The following is a 21389-nucleotide window of genomic DNA, read 5'->3' as shown; positions in this document are numbered from 1 at the left end:
TACCACCCCCAATTCCGTAACAACAAACGCGATTAATCGCGTCTCTACGATTCTAAAATTTGGCGAATCTCTTCCAAGGTTGCATCCTCTAAAAGAAGTCGCCTACCATTGCGCCCGACAATCAATACTTTTTCAATTTTTTTACCAGACTGTTTGGCTTTATACTCTTGATACCACTTGCGGATTTGTTCAGCAATAGCGATCGTACCCCCAACAATACCAACGATGGTAGCAACTGTTGCTGTTACTCCTTCTCTTTCCGGTGCATCTGAACTCACTGCATAGTTACCAGATATACCAGGAATTGCCAAAAGCGCCTCTGTTGCTGCGATCGCATCTTTACCCTCAATCGCCACCTGAATTTCTGCCATAGTGTTAATCTGCAAATAACTCCAGGCTTATTTTAAACAACATCCCAAGGTAATTTATCGGCTTTTTCTTAACATTCAACACTTAACAAACTTTATTAGCCTTTTTATTCTTGCTGGGGATTCAGGTAAGCTATTTTGCAATTACTGCTTGCACTTTGTCTACACTAGAACTGGACTAAAGTACTTAAATAGTAGTCAAAACCTAATGTCTAAAAAGCCCGATTCGCAGTTCCAAAATCTCTTTGCTTCACACAAATCAACTAACTGGGACGAAAGATTAGCCCAAGTAGCCTATCGCTTTAACCGAGAGTATCAGGGTGAAACCTTTGAACTCCCAGCAGAAGTACAGGCGATGCCAATATTTGGCGAGTGGATTGGAGGTAGTTTCTCAGGGAGAATTGCTTCCGCTTTCTGGGAAACTGCTAAACCTCAAAAGAACCAGCACTGTATAGATATTGGCTGTGGTATCAGCTTTTTAATTTATCCTTGGCGGGATTGGCAAGCATTCTTTTATGGGCAAGAAATCAGCAATGTGGCACGGGATACGCTTAATTCCCGTGGGCCGCAGTTGAATTCCAAGCTGTTTAAAGGTGTTGAGTTGGGAGCAGCTCATCAGTTAAACTATTCATCTGAGCAGTTTGACGTAGCGATCGCCACTGGATTCAGCTGCTATTTTCCACTCGAATATTGGGATGCTGTACTAGCAGAAGTCAAGCGGGTGTTAAAACCAGGTGGACATTTTGTGTTTGACGTTCTCAATCCTGAACAGCCTTTAGCAGAAGATTGGGCAGTTCTGGAAACCTATTTGGGTGCTGAAGTGTTTTTAGAGCCTTTGGCTAAGTGGGAAAAAACGATTAAGGCGGCTGGTGCTAAAGTCGTAACGCACAAATCAGGGGAATTATTCGAGTTATATAAGGTGAGGTTTTAAAAATACTGTTACTCAGGGATAAGTGGACTTGATGGATCTAAAGAAGTTGTAAAAACAAAATAAATTACCCCAGCTCCGAGAATCATCACAGCGAGACTAAACAGCAACACCCAGCGGTCTGTTGGTTCATAAGTATCTTCTTCGATATCACGACGGACAGCGAAATAGTGCCCCGTTGAAAGCCACACTGTGATTAAACCCACCAGCGAGAAGACTAAGCCTAATTTCCAGCCATTACCAGGACGGGGTATCAAAGGTACTTGGAAGGCACGCAAACGCACGATGACGACACCAAAACCTAAAAGAGCGATCCCTGTCCGCATCCAAGCGAGGTAGGTACGCTCATTTGCCAAGTGATCTCGGACTCTGGAAGGATTCAGTCGGCCTGCCTTTTTTTTATCTTTATCTTCTTCTGTAGGTTTCAATAACTGCATCAATAACACCCTTATCCCCAAAGAGGCTGTTCTCAAAAAAATGCGGAGGTAATAGTAAGTCTCCTTCGAGATGACTTGTACCCAGCGCAATAGTTGCGCTAATGAAATATACCTCTTGTGATTGTACATTTTTTTCAAAATTTATTTTAATGCAGATATCTAAATAAAACAAGCCTGATTGAATAATTCGTAATTCTTAATGACGCTCTCTACAAGACGCTCTTGCTAGCTTGCTTCTTTGCTGGAGTACAAATACTCGTTGGCGGCAGCCTCTCGTAGAGAAGAGGCTACGCTAAGGTAATTCGTAATTGAAGGTACAGAGCAAGTATAAGTAATAAAAGGTCATCAAGAAAACAGCCAAGATCAAAGAGGTTTTTCACCAGTGTTTGTCCTGTTTATCCTCTGATTTTGGCTGTTACCCTATTTCAATTCAGAAAATTATTCAAAAATAGACTATGCATTTCTATTTCAAGACTGATTGCTAGGCGCATTAGGAACTCGTGTATCTATGAGAGCCTGCGATATATTTGGGATAAACCAGTTAGCCTCATTGCTGTTAATAACTTTCACAGTAGGAACATTTAATTCAATCGCAGCAGTATCTGGATTTGTCTTAATCACTAACTGAGTTCCATCAAGTATCTTCAGTGCAGCCGGGCCTGTCAATTCTTGACCTTGCCCATTCGGACTAGAAGTAAAATTTGCTACTTTAACATCATTCCCTAGATAGATGCCATCACAATCCCATTTATTTTTAGTGGATTGACCATTAGCTAGAAAATACAGACCATTGTCGTATACGGCATCTTCATCGTCTTCATCATTTGGTCTTTTGCCGTATACTGCAATGGTATTACCTGTTTGGTTTTCGCATTGACCCCAGTTGATTCCCGTCTCTAAAGCATATTTTTGCAATGTTAATTCCTCCACTCTTTTTTGAATTTCTTCTGTTGTGAGACCTTCAACTTGAGTTTGGGCTTCTTTTGTCTGAGAAAGTTCGTTAAGAGCTTTAGTGACTTCGATATAATCAGGGTTTTTGCTAAATTTTGGTCTATCAGCAAAAGAAGGTTGAGCAAAGGCGAGATTAGCGACAATCATTAAGACAATTAACAGAGATTTCCAGATTTTCATGTTTTGGCTCCTGTTAATGGGTAAGATATTTTGCAGTTTGGAATTCATTTTGACCAGAAAATTCATGATGCACCTGTTTTTAGATACTTAATTTTTATTGTTCTTCACTCGACGGCTGAGTATTGAAACCTAAAATCAATGAGAATATATAACTAGAAACTACAGATAAAAGAGTCCAAGTAACATTTTCTGTAACAATAAACACGCCAAGCCCAATCAATATACAAGGTACAAAAGTATTGCCATTCTCAGTTAAAAATTGTGCGATTGCAGGCAAGTAGGTTAACTTATAAGCGGTATAACACCACACACCCACTAGCGTAAAGAATACACTTAGTATTGTCAGCAGACTATCTAATTCAGAATTGGCAAACAAAGGCACATAGACGCTGATATTATCACTACCATTCGCAAAGGCGATCGCAGCTACATTGCATGTTTGCGGAGAGAAAAAATTGGCAATTACAGAAGGACAAGACGGCTCAGTTTTTTCTTCGGCTTCCTCTGGTGAATCCTCTTCGCGCTTTAATAAGCTACTCACACCAATGATTATTGGCATTAAACCAAGTAGTCTAATCCAGTCCTGCGGTATGATTAGTCCACCTAAGAAACCGGGAAGGCTAGCAATGATCAATGCAGCAAAACCGAGATACTGACCAGCAAGGATGTGACGACTGCGGAATGTCTTATTTATTTGTGAAAAAAGCAACGTCAGAATGACAATATCATCGATGTTGGTGGCACTGAATGCCGTGATCCCTGTGGTAATTGCAGTCACTAAACCGCTCATTTATGGAAGTCCTTATTTTCATGCTTGGCCAAACAGGGCATTGACATGGGTCATTTACAAAGGACAAATGACCTATGACTAATGACTAATGACTAATGACAATAACTAGGTAGAAAGCCTTGATTTATACTTTAGTCAAACTAATCGATAGAATCAAATGCTTTTGTTTGTCAAAATGATAAATGGAAGTGATTAAAATTTTGACACCAAGTCTTAGGGATAGTATAAATGGCAGGAATGACGCTTGAGCAGCTAAAAATCTTTCTGGCTGTGGCGCAGCACTTACACTTTACTCGCGCAGCAGAAGAACTTTATATTACACAACCTGCCGTCAGCGCAGCAATCCACAACTTAGAGCAAGAATACGGAGTGAAACTGTTCCATCGGATTGGTCGCCATATTGAGATTGCTGAGGCGGGTAAATTACTGCAAGTGGAAGCGCAGAAAATTCTTGATCAAGTTTCCCTGACTGAAAGGGGATTGCGAGAATTGAACAATCTGCAACGGGGTGAATTAAAATTAGGGTCGAGTCTGACAATTGGTAACTACTGGCTACCAAGTAAAATTAGTGAGTTTAAGAGCCGATATCCTGGTATCCAGATTGACTGTAGCCTTGCCAATACAGAAGAGATTTGTGTCGGAACGGCGACAGGACAGTTTGATTTAGGTTTGGTGGAAGGAGATGTGAAGCCAGCGCTCCAGAATACTCTGGAGTATGAAATAGTGGGGAGTGATCGCTTGCAAATTGTGGTAGGTCAAAAACACCCTTGGTTTGAGTGGGGAGAAATTGATTTAACCCAATTGACTAAAACCCTTTGGGTGATGCGAGAACCAGGTTCTGGAACCCAGCAAAGGTTTGAAGAAGCCCTCCAAAATTGGGGAATCAATCTCAGTGAACTGGATGTAATTCTAGTATTCAACAGTGGGGAGATGACAAAAGCAGCGATCGAAGATGGTGTCGGTGCAATTGGAATTTCTGAGTTGATGGTAAAAAAAGAAATACAGTTGGGAACTCTGCGGGCAATTCGAGTTATTGATAATAGAGAGGGCAAGAGTGCGATGCCTACGGCGGGCTACGCCTACGCAGAAATAGTTCGACCTTTTTTCAAACTTAAGCATCGTCAGCGTTTTCAAACTGCTCTTTCTAAAGTCTTTGAACAAATGTTGATATCGTCTATGTTAGATAGCTCACATTAACATGTATCAAAATCAGTTATTTAAAGCAATACCTTGTCCTAAAGGACAAGCTACGCGAACGCCCATTTAATCAGAAACAATCAAGGCGTCAAAGTAATTGATCATTGAGAATTAATAATTCATAATTACAAGACGCTCGAGGACTCGCTCTAAGCGTACCCCTGCTCTTAAGCAAGCTAGCAAGAGCGTCTCGTAGAGAAGCTATGCCAAAGGTTTTACGCTGCGCTATCAGTGGTAGCTCACTACTTTCCACTGATTGAAACTACTAAATTTTTGATGAGCATGTGGGCTGCTCTACAGTGTCTTTAATTATGAATTAGTAATTATTCAGTCATATTATGTGCGGATAATTAGTTATAATTCCCACAGTCATTGCACGCCACCCCTTAATCCGTTTCACACCTTTCGCATATTTTGACTGATCGGGTCAAAACCTTTAGAAAACCGCGTGCTTTCATCATAGTAAGCACCAGTCAGATTTGCTCCATACAACTTGGCATAGTTGAGTTTGGCTCCCCGGAGATTTGCTTCATTCAGTTTGACACCGCTCAAATTAGCTCTGGTCAAGTTCGCTTTGGCTAAGTTAGCTCTACTCAAATCTGCTCCCCAGAGTTTAGCTTTAGCTAGGTTAGCTCCACTCAAGTCAGATCCCCATAAATTAATTCCAGGCAAATAGGCTCCAATCAGCTTGTCTCTACTCAAGTTGACGGCTGGAAAATATCTTTCTCCTGCGGCAAAACGCCGTTTTAATTCCTCAGTATTCATGCGTCGCGTTGACCTTCCTTAGCAATACAGAAGTTATTTGTTCCCATTCCTGGCTTAGTTCTCCTAGAAACTCTGGCTGACCACTACGTCGATACCAGAAATGGGCATTGTTCAAATCGCCTTCTTTGCGGTGCAGGTAAGCATGAACCCAGGCACTATCGACATCGCTGGCATTTTGAACTATTTCATGAGCTTTGCTCCAATCACCTTTCTTGTCATACCACATTGCTTGCAGCCCTTTTGGCAGTGTCTCAGGACATGGGCGTTGTTTTTCAATTAATCGTAAGAATTCCTTTGTATTCACGATCGCCACCCAATAACAATCAAACTTCTATTTCTAAGATACTCCCCAGCTTAAGGTTAAGGGGAGCAGAAGAGCACGGGGCAGGGGAAGCAGGGGAAGCAGGGGAGAAATGCCCAATGCCCAATGCTCAATCCTCAATCCCTTTCACATCTACTTAACTGGAATAAGTTCAAAGTCGAAAGTACTGATCAAACGATCATCAATATAGACCTCTATTTTATGCTTACCAACCGGATCGCCAGGAGCGATCGTCCAAAAATTCTCAATCACACCCTCTGGAGCCGACTGTGTGCGCCGTGTCACAGATGTAGTGCCGTCTGCTGATATTGAGAAGTCTTCACCATTATCTGTACCCCAAGTTTGTGGAGGTTTTGGTAAACGCAAGACTTCGCGCCATTTTACTTCACCTTGGTAGTCTTTGAGTTTAATCCGCCATCCGTAAGCGTTTCCTTGCTGAAGTGGCACTCTTGTTGTCTGGAAAATGGTAACGTTACCTTTAGAGTCAACTCTCTTCAGCCCGAACTCGCTGTTACTAACAGTAATCTGTTTTGTATTGATTGGTGCAGGAGATGATATAGCATTTTCTACCAAAACAGAAGTAGCGTTGATTGGCTCAAAACCTATGACTCCAGATATTAGCCAAAAAGAAGCTAGCACAGCAGTAGTAGCCCAAATTCTCATTAGTATAGTTTTCCTGTCAGATTGGTACTTATTCAAGTAATCTGACATGTTTTCCGGGTCAAGGTTACCTATGGTTGGACAAAGACGAAGTTGCTTATAGGAATTTGGTTGATTTAACCGATAGCCTATCCAATGTAAGGTAAACCATTGCGCCGTTTCTCCATCGGCGATGATCAGTAATTCAGGTTAAAGACAACGACATTTACATTCCCGCCACTGATTTGCCACATATTTTTGATCGTTTTTATCGTGTAGATACTGTTCGATCTCGCCAAATAGGAGGCTTTGGCACTTAGACTTGCGTAGGCGTAGCCTACCGCAGCCATCACAGGGCAAATTGTATAAGGTTATGGGAGGGCAAATCACCGTCAAAAGTATACTTAGTCAAAATAATTCATAATTGATAATTAATAATTCATAATTACAATCAATGTCCGATTGTACTCTTCACTGTCTTGTTGACCATTAAATTTTTGATAAGCATGTGCGCTGCTATACAGTGTCTTTAATTATGAATTATGAATCATGAATTAGTAATTATTCGGTCAAGGCTTAACCTTTCAAATTAACCTTCCTTCAAACTTTGACGCATCTTGATGAGATGAAACTTTTTCAATGCTGTGATAACTTCTTCGCCATTTTTCCAGATGTTCTATAGATATTGATTTAGATGTGACGTTCACACCATTTCCTCGCCAAGCAACTTCTGGATCTGTTGTGAAAACCCCGCACTCTAATTGATCTAGTCTCATATTCCAATATTCACTAAATCGGCCTTTTAAAGTTATAACTTGCTCAAATACCTTGTTTCTATGTTTATTTCTTCTTTTTCGTTCTGTAGCTCCTGTTGCTTCTGTATCAATAAACTTAGTTTCAACTAAAAATAGACTACCTTTAAAGGTTAGGTAGACAAAATCACACTTCCCCAAATCTGTATAATCTGAAATTGGAGATTTTTCAAATAACAGCAATTCAGCGCATGAGGGAAACAAGTCTTTAATATTCAGAAATAAATAAGCTTGCAATAGAAGTTCCTTATCATAAGGAAACAAGATAACTCCTTCAAAAAATTTTTGAATGTCCTCGTGAGTTTGGGGTTGAATTTTTTTACAGTATGAAACAAATTTATGTAGCTCGTTTACGATCATCAAGTTCCTAACTCCTTCCCCCGGTCGCAGCCTCAAGGGTAATAGCATAAAAAGATACCACTACTTGAGGTAATTCTCATCCGCATAAGTAACTAAAAAAACGATTTTAGTCCTAAATCTTTAAGGCTATTTACTGTTGACAGTTCAGCCATACTAATATAAGAGATGCTTTTCAGTATTAGTGGACTTTTCACTCTTGGCGTCAGCTACCAGTCAGCGATTTTAGATGAGCAGGAAAACTGGCGTTTTGCAAAGCTTGAACAGTTATTCTAGAATCTTGTACGCAATATTGCCAACCCAAGCGAACAAGTTTACGAGAAGTTTCAGTTTGGATAATTCCGATCACTGGCATTTTTGCCTTTTCTTTGTCTCCTGACTGTTCTTGCAAAATTGTTTTCAAGCGATGTAGTTCTTCGATATTACCTGCTTGCTGGGGATTTAACTCCACCATCACCATTTGTACTGTTTCCACCGGTTCTGCATCTTCAAGAATAAATTGAGTTTGCTCATCGCGTCGATCTACTTTGCCCCAAATAATCAATCTAGTATCAACTACGAGTAAGGAATTAATACGTTCATAGGTTTTAGGAAAAACGATAGCTTCTGATTGTGTAGTTAGGTCTTCTATTTGTAAAATTGCCATCTGATCGCCTTTTTTAGTAACCACTTTTTTCACGTTATTCAACATGACAACTGCACAAAGCCTTATTTCTTCTCTTTGTTCTCCCAGTTGCGAAAGGTTAATCGGAGTCAAAAGTGGTGCTATTTGCCGTAAGGATTTAAGTGGATGATCTGATACATAAAAGCCTAATAATTCTTTCTCTTTCTGCAACTTTTCCTGTGGGGTAAAATCCATTACAGGTTTAGATTTGGGAGCAGTTTCAAAGGCATTATTTACTATTTTACTCTGAATGTAAGAAAATCCATCACCTAATAAATCAAACAGATTCCCTTGACCACTAGCTCTGTCTTTAGCGCGAGATTGTGCCCAATCATACACTAATTCTGAGTCGTTAATTAATTGTTGGCGGTTGGGTTCAATTTTATCAAAGGCTCCACAATAAATCAGTGATTCTAAAGTCCGGCGGTTAACAGCACGTAAATCGACACGATCGCAAAAATCAGCGAGGGATTTAAACTCTCCTGTCTCATTTCTCGCCTCCAAAATACAGGCGATCGCATTCTGTCCCACGTTACGCACCGCCGAAAATCCAAACAGAATCTTTCCTGCCGTTGGTGTAAAATCAACACCAGAACGATTGATATCTGGCGGATCTATGGAAATACCCATACTTGCACAGTTAGTAATATATCTCTGTACCTTATCAGTATCGCCACTGTTAGCCGTTAACAGTGCCGCCATATATTCCAATGGGTAATTAGCTTTTAAATATGCTGTTTGATAAGTTACATAACCATAGGCAGTCGAATGGGATTTATTGAAACAATTGGAAGCGATTAAGCCATTTTTGAGCGCAAAATTATGGTCAAGCTCAACTCCAATGTCATAGACATTTTGTTGTCCTAAATATTTACGTGTGGCTATTTTTATCATCCTACCCTACCCCAAAAAAAATTTTGCGAAATTAATTAAAAAAATGATGACAATTGTAGCTATAGTAATACCTATAATACATAATTATATCACTAGAAAACACTGCTATACTTTTACACAAAAGTAGCCAAAATATATCAAAAGTTTGGTAAACAATTAGATAAACAGTTAATAGCTATATAATTGCTGTTTTGAAAGCTTATTAAACACATTCCAACACATATTAATCCGCTTAATCAGATGCCTGGGGAGTGGGGAAGAAGCTCTTGATCTCTTAGTTGGGGAGAAAAGTTTTGCCTTCTGCACCCCGCCCCTCTGCCTCTTTCCAATGCCCAATGCGTCAGTTACTATCGTTGAAAAGCAATTCGGTATAAGAGGGTGTGGGTAGGTGAAAGTGGCGCTGATCGTAATTTTGGCGGTGGTTGTAGGATTGTTTGTGGTAGTCGAGATCGGACTGCGATCGCTCTTTGGCTTTGGTAATCCCCTGATTTACATTGGCGATGAGCAGATTGGTTATTTATTGGCTCCTAACCAGTGTACCCGTCGTTTTGGTAATCGCATTGAAATTAATGAGTATTCTATGCGAGGTAGTCCGATCAAAAAGACGCCTGCACCTTCTGGGCTGCGAGTCCTAGTGTTAGGGGATTCTATTGCCAATGGTGGGTGGTGGACAGATCAGACTAATACAATATCCAGCCTGATGATGCGTTCTCTGGCATCATCTAGTAATAGTAATTATCAAGAAGCAGAAGTGTTGAATGCTTCAGCTAACTCTTGGGGGCCAAGGAACGAGTTAGCTTATTTACAAAAGTTTAGCAATTTCAACGCGCAAGCGGTAGTATTATTAATTAATACCGATGATTTGTTTGCTACTCCTCCCACTTCTTTACCAGTAGGGCGTGATCGTAATTATCCCGATAGTAAACCTCCTTTAGCATTAGTGGAAGTGTGGCAACGTTATATCGTTAAGCAAAAGCCAATTCCCGAAATGAAAGCAGTACAAAATGAAGCAGGCGATCGCGTTGGGATTAATCTGGAGGCAATCGGCAAAATTCAAGCCCTAACTTGTCAAACAAACAGCCAATTTCTGCTATTCATGACTCCCTTACTGCGAGAAATTGGTGAACCAGGCCCCCGCGATTACGAAATTAAGGCACGTCAGCGCTTGAACGATTTTACTAAAGCACAGCAAATTAACTATATAGACTTTTTACCGATATTCAATTCAACTACCAACCCGCAAGCTTTGTATCATGATCACATTCATCTTAACTTGCAAGGTAATAAATTTGTCAGTGAAGTTATGGAGCGATCGCTTTTGGAAATACTGGGTAAGACACCACTTCCTCATTTATGACATGAACTACTAACTTAACTGAACAATATTGCGTTATATCCCACAAACTAATTTGTAGGTTTATGCCTCAAGCGATTGAATGACACTCAGTAGCTGCTCAGGCGTATATGACTTAGTTATATTTCATATTGTTTGCGTAAGTCTTGGTCAGATTTGTTTTGATGAAGCGACACAATTCAAATCCACTTATTCCCGGCATTACTATATTCAGTAACAATTGCAACTGGCTTTGATTCTAAGATTATTTGTAGAGCTTCTTTGCCACTAGTCACCTTAATGATATTGTAACCCCTATCACTGAGATAATGACTAATTAATTTAAATTTACTCAGACAATTTTCTATAACCATAATGGTAGCGATTCAGGTAATACTCAACCTTAAATCTCCAAAAAAATATGTTGCTCAGGTGGAGTTATTTTTTAGATGAGGAAATTAAACAATATGTTGAAAGATTACTTTTAGTACATCCCCTTGTGTAAAAGGCTTGGCTAAATAGCCTGATGCTCCGACTATCTTAGCTTTAGCTCTATCTATAAATCCTGATTTTGCTGACACCATAATCACAGGTGTATTTTTAAAATGTGAGTGTTTGCGCAGCAAAGTGCAGAGTTCATATCCGTCCAAATTAGGCATCGAAATATCTAACAAAATTATGTCGGGTTTTGTGCGAACAATCTGCATTAAAGCTTTCAAAGAATCGGTAACTCCCACAACAGAAAATGTTTGCTCATCTAAATAATTTTTAATAGCATTCAATACCATAGGACTGTCATCAATACAGAAGATTGTGTAGATTTTTTTGTCAGTAGGCGGTTGGATGATTTGCTCACCCCTATGATCATTAGTATTAATAGAGTAGGCTGCTGGTTTATAGCCGTTTGTTCTAGGTAACTTTGGTGTAGTTTTGGCTTGAGGTTGTAGCTGATTTATTTGCAACAATTGTGGGGGATGCGATTGAGAAGTTGGCGATGTTTCATAATAAGCAGCTTCTCTACGAGAGGCTTCTCTTTCAGAGACGCTAACGCGAACGCCAACGCTTCTGGGGGTTTGACATCGTTCAACTAGTAAGCGGAGATTTAGATAACAAAACTTTGGCATGTCATCCAGAAAGCTCTCAGGAATAAATTCATAACTCCCCTCTTCTAACTTCAAAAATGACTCCAGAACTTCTAGCGCCAATTGCTCTATCAGTATCGCCGCTTGAGAGGAACTGATATATTTCTGATTGACTAACCAGCAAATAGCCAGATAATCTGGGTTCGGTATTGCCTGATTTTCAATACCAGTTTCAAATATTGTCCGCAACTGTTCTTTAATTCCACCAGGGAGAGTAGAAATTTGCTGACTCAAGCGTTGCAAATTCCTGTAAAGCGGCTCAAACATTTTCTCTGAGTAGCAGGCATAAATTAGTTTACCCTCGTCCATATATATTGACCAAGAGCCTGAGGTGCTAAACACCTGCAAACAACCAGTAACCGACTTACCAGTGATTTTTTTTAACAGAGATAGGGGCTGGAGCTTTTGGAAGAATCTGTATCTAATAATTGGAAGTGTCTTCATTGGGATGGCTCTGGAATAAAATTAACTATTTGCAGGCAAAATTAGTGAATTACCTCTTCGGAATTCACCGCGACTTTGTTGGGAGCACTGTCAGATAAATATAGCTGTCACATTTGAGTTAGTACAGAGATTCCACACCCCCCAACTCTTAATTCACCAATCTCTGTTAAGCTATAAAGCACGAATTACAACTAAACCAATCCATATTATTGCCCAATAGCAAAATTGCCCGACTGGTTGCCAGGATATAGTATTTCAAAAATTAGATTGGTTTTCTGTATCTTTTGCTAATCTGGCCAATCTAACAATAACTCAAGTGCCAAGCACAGACCATTGGCTCTCGCCCATCAGTCAAAAAAGTATCATTGTTATCCGTATTTTCCAGCTTAAAATTGCAGATACTTTAGTTCTCTTGCAAAAGTTTTTTGCCCTTACTGCTAAAGTCTGGAGCGACCAAAATCTACTGTAATGTAGAGGTAAATGGCTCTCCCTCAAGGCTTTTAGTCCGCGCTGACGAACTATGTTTTTGTCGCCGTGACAAAAGTCGTCGGGTAGTTTTGTTAGAAGTTTATTCTTCAGGGGAACTTCATCAAGAGAAAAAGTATTATTAAAAACTAAGCATTCAAAAAGTTTAATGTCTTACTTAGGTTTGTGATTGTAGAGCAACTCTTAGTGTTGGGATTGAGCAAAATTATCACTTGCACAACAAGAATGGTAACCTCCGACCAAGTATGAGTTAGCTGATAATTGCCGCCATGATGGTGTGTGGTGAGATGCACAGGCGACCAGTTCAGCAGAAGGGAATCTCTTCATAAGTACTGGAAACGGGTTCTAATGTCGTGTAGAGCTAAATAGTCACTTTGCACAATTTGGAGTCACAAATTCAAGAACTTACAGCAATATTCTTGATTGGTAGTACATACCTGCAAAATAGCTATTTTCAGCTAGATGGTAGATAACAAATAACGTACTCACTAAAATTCAGGTTACTATAATTTTCAAAAAAAGTTAGTAGAAATATATAAACTTCATGATTAATCAGTAAAGTCAACATGAAAACTAATTAATATAATCTTCCAGTATTTATTTGTTCAGATGTCCTGAAAGGCTAAAAATGTACAGTAAAAGATAATTTTGTATGCTTATTAAATTACACCTATAAATGAATGAATTATTTTATAGTAGCAATTTGCCCGAAATATCTCAAGTATTAAAAATAACAAATATAAATACAAAATTGTACGCGTAGGCGTAGCCCCTCGTAGACATCGCATTTATTAACCCATAAGGTATATGTAGCAAAAAGACGCAAAGAAATTCTTTGCGTCTTCGGCGTGAGATTTAGAAGTGGACATTCTCACCGTTAGACTTCTCCATCAATTTAAAATTGCTCCCGCCAGCACCAGGTTAAAAGTGTGCCGCCTACTACCAGCTTAAGTATTTCCAGTACCCAATAACTGCCGTGTAGTAAATTCATTGTTGATGGAATAGCAGCAGCAGCTTCAAATAGGTTAAGTTGAACTCCTATAGCGCACATTTGCGGAGTTAAGAAATAGGTGTCAAGCATAGCTATAGTTAGCAGCAGCACAGATAAAACAATACTGCCAATACGCCAGTGATATCGGATTTTGCTCAAAGCTAGTGCCCCAGTTAATACTACAGCAGCAGATAATAATTCCATCCGATTGAAGTTCCAAAAAATCGTATAGCCTGCTGTCGTAAAACCAGCTTGACTCATCATCCCAGAAAGATAAAGGCTAGGCATAATTACCCAGTCTAAAACTAAACTAGCACTAAGCCAAAAGCCCAAAGTCAATATGATCGCGGTTTGCCAAATTGGCCGTTTGAATTCAAGGTTAGAAATAGCAGTCATAAAATAATTGCGTGTGTTGTATTCTTAGTTTCTAACTTCTTCCGCTGTTTGACAAGAAATATCAACTAACCTTTACAAAGCGATCGCTCTTAATTTATTCTTAATCCAATCCCAAGATTTTTTAAACTTAGTTGAGAAACATTAAGATTTTGTAAAAATTAATTTAAATAGATTTTGCCTGTTAGAAATACTCAATTTTTTATATCGAAAGTAACTAAGCGATCGCGCTAACTAAAATGATCAATTGTAGACATCGCTTTCACCGTTGGAAAATCAATCAAACAATAAATCCTGATTTTTTACATATGCATAAAAAAGCTTTTTTGTCAAGTATAATTTAGATGTGGGAAAAATCAAAAACAAAGGTAATGCTATTATTGCAAGTTAAATGTGCAACAGCTTAATAGCTTGAAGTTTCAATAAATACAGAGATAGATTGCCAAAATCCTTAACTTGCTACGCATCCACTCTGGCTTAAGTAAGTCAGCGATAAAATTTCAACGTATGTTAAATATTCCTGCTTACCTGCTGATATGGTTGTATAGCCACATATGAAGACAAGCAGCAGCAGTATATAGTGTGCTGTATTGTCGGGCAATATCAAAAATCACAGGAGATTCTTTATATCCTTTTGTGGCTGGTAAGTATTTCAATATTTAGGTTTGTTTTTCTAACAAATCAAATATTGAATTAGTAAATTGATTTATTTTCTCTAGTACTTACGGAAAATCGAACCACAAAGGACGCAGAGAAGCCAGTGCGTTGGTGAGGCAGTCGCTCAGAGGGGGTTTCCACGCCAGTTGCTTCTCCTGTGGTCGCCGCTGCGCGAACAAGTCGGCAGAGCCGCCCAACTGGCTCCCCATGAGGAACTGCCGAAAGGGTTAAGAGACTTGTTCGCTCTTAGCGTTCCCGCTCTTTAGCAACTGGCGCGACACGGAGGAATAAGAGTTTGAGAGGTTTTTTGCGTAAGTCCTAATCTAAAATCGTTCGACTGAGCGTAGCCGTTCCCGTAGCGTTCCTCAGGAAAGTCCAAAATCCAAAATGGTATTAGCTCAGTTGACGACGAAATTGGTTAATACTGATAGATAAAAGCACTATGGCAAAAAATAAAAGTGCGATCGCATTCAACCAAAGTACGTCCAAACCTGAGCCTTTAAGCAGTATCCCCCGGACAATCGCTACATAATGGCGTAGGGGATTTAGTAGCGATATATACTTAAATATTATAGGCATATTTTCGACAGGAGAGAGTGCACCCGAAAGTTGAATTAATGGTAAATTAATAAAAAATGATGTCAGTACAACTTGTTGCTGAGTACGACATATTGTTGCCAGCATAATCCCAATGCCAATTCCCACAGATAAATAAAGTCCTGATAGTCCTAAAAATAGAAAAGCATTGCCTCGAAAAGGCACTCCAAAAACTAATCTTCCCAAATTCAAAGCTAAGATGACATCGCCCATCAACAAAATAAACAACGGCACAATTTTAGCTAACAAAATTTCCCAAGCTTCTGCTGGAGTCATTAACAGTTGTTCCAGAGTTCCTGTATCTTTTTCTCGGACAACTGTGACTGAAGAAACTAGAGAACTAATTAGTGTTAAAACTACTCCCAAAACTCCTGGAATGAAAAACCAACTACTCACGAGTCCAGGATTATAAAGAAAAGTTGTTTCCGGGTTAATTAATCTTGGTGCTTGATTAGATGAAAACCGTTGATTAAATTGATAAATAATCTGACTTAAATAACCTTGAGCAATCCCAGCAGTATTAGCATCTACTGCATCAACTAAAATCTGGATATCGGCTGGTTTATCTTCGGATAAATGACGGTTAAAATCGTAGGGAATTACCAAGCCTGCTGTGATTTTTCCCTGCTGGACTTGCTCACCCAAATCCTGATCGTTGAACATATATTTTTCAACGACAAAGACTTTATTTTCAGTTAATTTAGCAACTAGCTCTCGGCTTTCATAAGTATTAGCATAATCAACAATTCCTAATTTAAGATAATGCACATCTGGATTCAAACAAAATCCATAAATTAACATTTGAATTGTGGGAGGAATTATCAATAATACTAGTGTTTCTTTACTTCTCAAGATTTGGCGAAATTCTTTAAGAGCTAAACTCCAGAATCGGCTATTTAATAATCTTTGGATTAATTTCATGGTTAATTTAGTTCTAAATGAGCAAAAGGGTATAGATAGAGACGCGATTAATCGCGTCTGTACAGGAGTTAAAAAAGTTTTATATCTGGCTTTCACGGTGAGATGTTGTACTTCATTTAGTTGCAAACTGCTGTATAAAAGAATAAATATCAATATTTAGCTAATAATTAATCTGATAATTGCATTCGTTTTAATATCCGACGGGCTGCATTAAATAGCAATAACCCTAAGATAACTAGCATTAAAAATGATAACCAGACCCCTGCCCACCCAGTGCCGCGTACATAGGCATCACGAGTAATTTCAATATAATAACGTGCTGGAACAATATAGGTAATTAGTGAGAGTGGAAAGGGTATATTACTAAGCGGATAAATGAATCCACTTAGTAATAATGATGTTAAAAAACCTAATAGTGCAATAGCCTGGACGGCAGCATTTTGATTGGCAGAGCGAATACCGATTAATAAACCAAACATAGTACTATCTATCAAAAACATTAGTGTGCCCATTAATAATGGCGTTGGATCTCCAGCTAATGTCAATTGCCAAATTATGACACTCATGATCATAATAAGTGAAGCTTCGCTAATTCCAATTAGTAGGTAAGCTAAAGCTTTTCCTAACAGGAATTCTTCAGCGCTGAGGCTAGAAGTATATACTTGTAATATTGTCCCTTTTTCTTTTTCCCGCACCATAGTAATTGCTGTTAATAACGAGGGAAAAATCCATAAAATCACTGCGAAAACACCTGGCACTATTGAAAGAGATTCTTTTCTTCCTGGATTAAACCAGAGGCGAATATGAGCAATAATTTTATCAGATGATGGTTGTAAGCCAGAATTTTGAAGAAAAAATCTTGTTGTTGCTTGAATACTGTTTTTAATAACTCGTGCGTTATTAACATCAGTTGCATCAACTAAAATTTGTACTGTGCTAGTTAAACCTGATTTAATGCGACGACTGAAATCTGGCGGAATGACCACAGCAGCTTTTGCAAGTCCCTGATCAATTGCCAATTGAGGATTTTGAATTTTAGGTTTTGTATTTGAATTGAGAAGCAAAAAGCTATGATTATTAACTGGTTCAAATTGATTGGTCGCAAATAACCGCTCAGTATAAGCACGGCTGAGGGGACTGACATCAAAATCTTGGACAAATAAGGGAATATTTTTAGACTCTAATCGAATTGCAAAACCGAAGATAATTAAACTGATAAATGGTAAGAGGAATGCTAGTGCTAATGTCAAGCGATCGCGCTTAAATTGGGCTAATTCCTTGCGACATTGAGCTAAAATTCGTTTCATTTTTTATTGGTCATTTTTCCTTAGTTATTAATTCCCTCCCCTGCCCGTCTGCTCTTTTTAGGCACGTTGCACAATACCAATAAATGCATCCTCAAGAGAAAAAGGAATAGGTCGCAAAGAGCGAATATTGAGCTGCTGTGTTTGTAAAATTGAGCGAATATGGGGAATATCTGAGTCTGGATGATCGAGAACAAGGTGTAAGCGATCGCCAAAAATCGACACCCGCCACGGTGCCAACTCAGTTTTGAGTAAATTAGAGGCATTTTGGGTTTTATCGGTCACTACCTCCACCAGTTGACCGGGTTGAGCAGCTTTAATCTGACTCGGCGAACCCTGTGTTACCACTTCACCCGCCACCATAAACCCCATCCTGTTACATTGTTCTGCTTCTTCTAAATAATGGGTAGTCACCAGTACTGCTGTACCTGCTCTGGCAAACTCATTAATCAACCGCCAGAACTGACGACGTGCTAAGGGGTCTACTCCTGATGTCGGTTCATCTAAAAACAAAATTTCTGGCTCATGCATCACCGAAGCGCCAAAAGCTACCCGTTGCTTCCATCCTCCTGGTAATTGTCCCGTGAGCATATTTTCTCTGCCAACTAAACCACAGGTGGCAAGTACCCAATCAATTTTGGTGCGGCGTAACCGACTTGGCACACCATAAACTCCACAGTAAAATTCCAGATTTTGGATAATAGTTAAATCATCGTAGAGGGTGAATTTTTGGCTCATATAACCGATGCGTTGGCGCACGTCACTACTACGCAGATTCTGAGTTTGTCCAGCTAAAGAAATTTTCCCAGATGTTGGTTCTAGCAGACCGCAGAGAATCTTAATAGTAGTTGTCTTTCCTGCACCATTTGCTCCTAGCAACCCGTAAATTTCACCATAGCGAACTTCCAAATCTACACTCTTAACCGCCTGGAAGTCGCCAAATACCTTTCTTATTTTATTTGCACCAATAGCAATCGATGATAAATTGGAAATTCTTCTGTCCCCAGTCCCTTTTTTTGTACTAGGAAAAGCGATAAATTCTGGGTCATTGCCAGCTGCACGCAGACGAGAAACAAAAACGTTTTCTAAGGTAGGGTCAGCAGTTTGAATGCTGTCAAGTTGTAGTCGCTGCTGAGTGAAAATTGTCTGAACTGCTGCTGTACCGACTGCGACATCTTTAACTAGCACATCCAGGCGATCGCCAAAGGTTTGCACATCGACAATTGATGTCTGTTTGCTATTTGTCGCCTCATGTAATACTCGTTCAGCTGCTTCCAGGTGCTGAGTCCGAACTTCTAAACGCTGCAAACCTAGACTTTCTCGCAACTGAGAAAGGGTGCCAATTTGTTGAATCTCTCCTTCATACATTAAAGCAATGCGATCGCACCTTTCGGCTTCATCTAAATAAGGTGTCGCCACAACTACTGTCACTCCCTCTGCGGCAATGGCGGCGAGAACATCCCAAAATTCTCGCCGAGATACCGGGTCAACTCCTGTAGTTGGCTCATCTAACAGGAGAATTTCAGGTTGAGAAATCAATGCACAGCACAAAGCTAATTTTTGCTTCATCCCACCGGAGAGGCGACCAGCCAAGCGATCGCCAAATTTATCCAAACTCATTAGTCGCAGATATTTCTGACGACGCCCAAAGAATTGCTTTTCGGGAACTTCTCGCAATCCCGCAGTGTAACGCAGATTTTCATCAATACTCAAGTCGAGATACAGTGAGAATTGCTGTGTCAGATAACCAATAGATAAACGGGCATCGCGGGGTGGTTTGCCTAAAATCTGGATATTACCAGCAGATGCTTCCATGACCCCACCCAAAATATGAAAGGTCGTCGTTTTTCCCGCACCATCAGGGCCAATTAAGCCAAAGATTTCTCCTCGCTGGACGGCAAAATCTATTCCCTTAACCGCGACTAATTTTCCATAACGTTTGGATAAACCTTCTACCTGAATTACTTCTGCACCAATTTTAGGATGACTTAGTGAATCACCCAAATCAGTAGATGGCGTGATGGTAGTCATAGAATTTTATATTGGGGAATTGGAGTATAGCAAAGGTCATTTTTTTGCCTGTGGTGCGATGATAATCTCAGCATCCGCTGGCATTCCTGGCTTGGCTAAACCATCGGGCTTGTCGATGGTGATTTTGACACCAAAAACTTGTTTAACCCGGTCTTGCTGGAAATAAATATTCTCAGGGGTAAAAGATGCTTCGGTGTCAACGGCAGCGATTTTAGCACTCAAGGGTTCTTTGGGTGCTGAATCTAGAAATACCTTCGCTAACTGACCAACTCGCAGTTTTCCAATTTCGCCTTGGGGGATAAAACCACGTAAATAAACTGTTTTGGGATCAATCACTGTAAGCAGGGTTTTGCCAGTGGTAACAACTGCTCCTGGTTCTACACTCCGGCTGACGACTACGCCTTCAATTGGGCTTTTCACATTTAGGTAAGCAATCTGAGCTTTAGTTTCTTGCTGAGAAGCTTTGGCGTTAGCGACATCAGCTTGAGCAGCGGCTAATTTTAAGCGCGTCTGTGCCAATTGGGCGCGTAATCCACCTAATTGGGCGTTACGAATAGAAGGATTTAACGCTGTGCTTTGGGCTTGGGTCAATTGTCCTTGGGCAGAATTGACTAATTTTCGATAAGAATCTACTGCTGCTTGACGTGATTTCAGAGTAGCAAGGGCAGTTTCAAAGCTTGTTTGGGCTTGGTCAAATTGCTGCTGGGTAACAGCTCCTTCAGTAACCAATTTAGTGTAGCGATCGCGATTTATTCGCGTGAGTTTCAATTCTGATTTGGCTTGTCCTACTTGAGCGATCGCTTGATTTAGTTGCGCCTGACTGGAAGCAACCGACGACTCAGCTTGAAAAATCTGACCTTTGGCATCTCCCCGCGCCTGTTGTAAAGAAAGCTGATTTTCCATAATCTGACTTTCTAGGATATTGATTTGCAACCGCGCCTGTTCTTGTTGTTTGCGGATGGAATCTAGGCGGGCATCTGCGCCCTGAAGTTGTGCTTGAATTTCTGCATCATCCAACTTCACAATCACTTGATCTTTATGGACTGCATCTCCTTCTCGCACCGCTACTGACTCGATTCGACCCGCTACTTTTGCACCAATATCAGTTTCATAGCCTTCAATGCGACCGCTCAACCGCAGCGCGTTAGTTTTCGAGTGCGGTAAGAGAAAAAACCAAGTTGTTACACCTGCACCTATGAGTAACAGGACTACGGGGATAAGCACGCCAGGAGACAGTTTACCCTTTTTTTTATCCGGTACAGCACCATCAATCGGTTCTTGGGGTGGCGAGATGAACTGAGTCATATTGGAGTGGGGAAGAATATCAGAATGACGGTTATAAATTGGTTAGATTAAGCGGCGTTCACTTTTGCCCTGACATCAATACCATCTTCTATATAGACGATGCGATCGGCAATATCAAGAATCTGGTTATAATGTGTCACTAAAAGAATTGTCAAACCTTATTATTTAGCTAATTTTTGCATAATTTCCACAACATTGCTGGAGAAAAATCTGCATTATTCGCTCTTTGGAGCATTGGTAAAGTTGATGGGGTAATTGCTGCTGTGGAGAAAGCTGGCTTCAAGTTGGTGGGCAAATCTAGAGATTAACGCTAATCCAAAGGATACTAAAGACTATCCAGGTGGAGTCTGGACACTATCTCCGACCTTGAGCCAAGGACAAAAAGATAGTGGGACTTAAACATTTTTGAAGCAGAAACAAGCCTCAAACCCTTATAGGACAAGGAAAATACACCAAAAGCTTAAAAATGCTTGAAACCCAG

At 40.0% G+C, this 21389-nt stretch carries 19 protein-coding genes; 4 read left to right on the top strand and 15 right to left on the bottom strand.

All coding sequences use genetic code 11. The features are described from left to right. Positions 1–44: 44 nt before the first annotated feature. Positions 45–371, bottom strand: a complete 327-nt coding sequence (locus tag V7L29_RS16285) for a hypothetical protein (protein WP_334736133.1) — start codon at positions 369–371, stop codon at positions 45–47. Between the two features lie 205 nt (positions 372–576). Here V7L29_RS16285 and V7L29_RS16280 point away from each other — a divergent pair, with 205 nt between their 5' ends. Then, complete coding sequence (locus V7L29_RS16280) at positions 577–1299, top strand: class I SAM-dependent methyltransferase (RefSeq protein ID WP_334689811.1); 723 nt, start codon at positions 577–579, stop codon at positions 1297–1299. Between the two features lie 8 nt (positions 1300–1307). Here the strand turns inward: V7L29_RS16280 and V7L29_RS16275 are convergent, their stop codons facing one another. The 3 genes from V7L29_RS16275 to V7L29_RS16265 form a co-directional block, all read right to left on the bottom strand. Next, entirely contained in the window at positions 1308–1733 is a 426-nt protein-coding gene (locus V7L29_RS16275) for a YidH family protein (RefSeq protein ID WP_334689812.1), read from the bottom strand. 468 nt (positions 1734–2201) lie between these two features. Then, positions 2202–2864, bottom strand: coding sequence for a hypothetical protein (locus V7L29_RS16270; RefSeq protein ID WP_334689813.1), 663 nt, complete (start codon positions 2862–2864; stop codon positions 2202–2204). 94 nt (positions 2865–2958) lie between these two features. Then, positions 2959–3654, bottom strand: a complete 696-nt coding sequence (locus V7L29_RS16265; protein WP_334689814.1) for a cadmium resistance transporter — start codon at positions 3652–3654, stop codon at positions 2959–2961. Positions 3655–3882: 228 nt separating this feature from the next. Here V7L29_RS16265 and V7L29_RS16260 point away from each other — a divergent pair, with 228 nt between their 5' ends. Continuing rightward, the gene (locus tag V7L29_RS16260) at positions 3883–4851 is read left to right on the top strand and encodes a LysR substrate-binding domain-containing protein (RefSeq protein ID WP_334689815.1); all 969 of its coding nucleotides are present in this window, start codon (positions 3883–3885) and stop codon (positions 4849–4851) included. Positions 4852–5247: 396 nt separating this feature from the next. Here V7L29_RS16260 and V7L29_RS16255 read toward each other — a convergent pair whose 3' ends face one another. From V7L29_RS16255 to V7L29_RS16235, 5 genes are all read right to left on the bottom strand, one after another. Continuing rightward, positions 5248–5616: a pentapeptide repeat-containing protein gene (locus V7L29_RS16255; protein WP_334689816.1), complete on the bottom strand. Its 369-nt coding sequence runs from the start codon at positions 5614–5616 to the stop codon at positions 5248–5250. After that, a complete protein-coding gene (locus V7L29_RS16250) occupies positions 5606–5920 on the bottom strand; it encodes a hypothetical protein (RefSeq protein WP_334689817.1) in 315 nt (104 codons plus the stop codon). The genes V7L29_RS16255 and V7L29_RS16250 overlap by 11 nt, the downstream gene beginning before the upstream one ends. A gap of 150 nt (positions 5921–6070) precedes the next feature. Beyond that, a complete protein-coding gene (locus V7L29_RS16245; protein ID WP_334736132.1) occupies positions 6071–6601 on the bottom strand; it encodes a hypothetical protein in 531 nt (176 codons plus the stop codon). Between the two features lie 560 nt (positions 6602–7161). After that, positions 7162–7749, bottom strand: coding sequence for a hypothetical protein (locus V7L29_RS16240; protein ID WP_334689819.1), 588 nt, complete (start codon positions 7747–7749; stop codon positions 7162–7164). A 202-nt stretch (positions 7750–7951) separates the two neighbouring features. Further along, the gene (locus V7L29_RS16235; RefSeq protein ID WP_334736131.1) at positions 7952–9304 is read right to left on the bottom strand and encodes a helix-hairpin-helix domain-containing protein; all 1353 of its coding nucleotides are present in this window, start codon (positions 9302–9304) and stop codon (positions 7952–7954) included. Positions 9305–9692: 388 nt separating this feature from the next. Between V7L29_RS16235 and V7L29_RS16230 the strand changes: the two genes are divergently transcribed. Further along, positions 9693–10661: an SGNH/GDSL hydrolase family protein gene (locus V7L29_RS16230; protein ID WP_334736130.1), complete on the top strand. Its 969-nt coding sequence runs from the start codon at positions 9693–9695 to the stop codon at positions 10659–10661. Between the two features lie 434 nt (positions 10662–11095). Here V7L29_RS16230 and V7L29_RS16225 read toward each other — a convergent pair whose 3' ends face one another. From V7L29_RS16225 to V7L29_RS16200, 6 genes are all read right to left on the bottom strand, one after another. Continuing rightward, on the bottom strand, positions 11096–12223 hold the full coding sequence (locus V7L29_RS16225; RefSeq protein WP_334736129.1) for a response regulator: 1128 nt from the start codon (positions 12221–12223) through the stop codon (positions 11096–11098). Between the two features lie 1381 nt (positions 12224–13604). Beyond that, complete coding sequence (locus V7L29_RS16220; protein ID WP_334689824.1) at positions 13605–14096, bottom strand: hypothetical protein; 492 nt, start codon at positions 14094–14096, stop codon at positions 13605–13607. A gap of 1047 nt (positions 14097–15143) precedes the next feature. Beyond that, the gene (locus V7L29_RS16215; protein ID WP_334736128.1) at positions 15144–16268 is read right to left on the bottom strand and encodes an ABC transporter permease; all 1125 of its coding nucleotides are present in this window, start codon (positions 16266–16268) and stop codon (positions 15144–15146) included. A 167-nt stretch (positions 16269–16435) separates the two neighbouring features. Then, a complete protein-coding gene (locus tag V7L29_RS16210; RefSeq protein WP_334736127.1) occupies positions 16436–17575 on the bottom strand; it encodes an ABC transporter permease in 1140 nt (379 codons plus the stop codon). Positions 17576–17632: 57 nt separating this feature from the next. Next, positions 17633–19603 (bottom strand): ATP-binding cassette domain-containing protein, encoded by a 1971-nt coding sequence (locus V7L29_RS16205; protein WP_334736126.1) that lies wholly within the window; start codon positions 19601–19603, stop codon positions 17633–17635. Positions 19604–19639: 36 nt separating this feature from the next. Beyond that, positions 19640–20908, bottom strand: coding sequence for an HlyD family secretion protein (locus V7L29_RS16200; RefSeq protein ID WP_334736125.1), 1269 nt, complete (start codon positions 20906–20908; stop codon positions 19640–19642). Between the two features lie 176 nt (positions 20909–21084). On the opposite strand from V7L29_RS16200, the gene V7L29_RS16195 reads away from it, so the two are divergent. Next, positions 21085–21216: a hypothetical protein gene (locus V7L29_RS16195; RefSeq protein ID WP_334692069.1), complete on the top strand. Its 132-nt coding sequence runs from the start codon at positions 21085–21087 to the stop codon at positions 21214–21216. Positions 21217–21389 lie beyond the last annotated feature (173 nt).

It is taken from the genome of Nostoc sp. (assembly GCF_036916575.1).
GTDB lineage: Bacteria > Cyanobacteriota > Cyanobacteriia > Cyanobacteriales > Nostocaceae > Nostoc.
The sequence above is the reverse complement of the archived record's forward strand: the minus strand, read 5'-3'. Positions and strand labels throughout refer to the sequence as shown.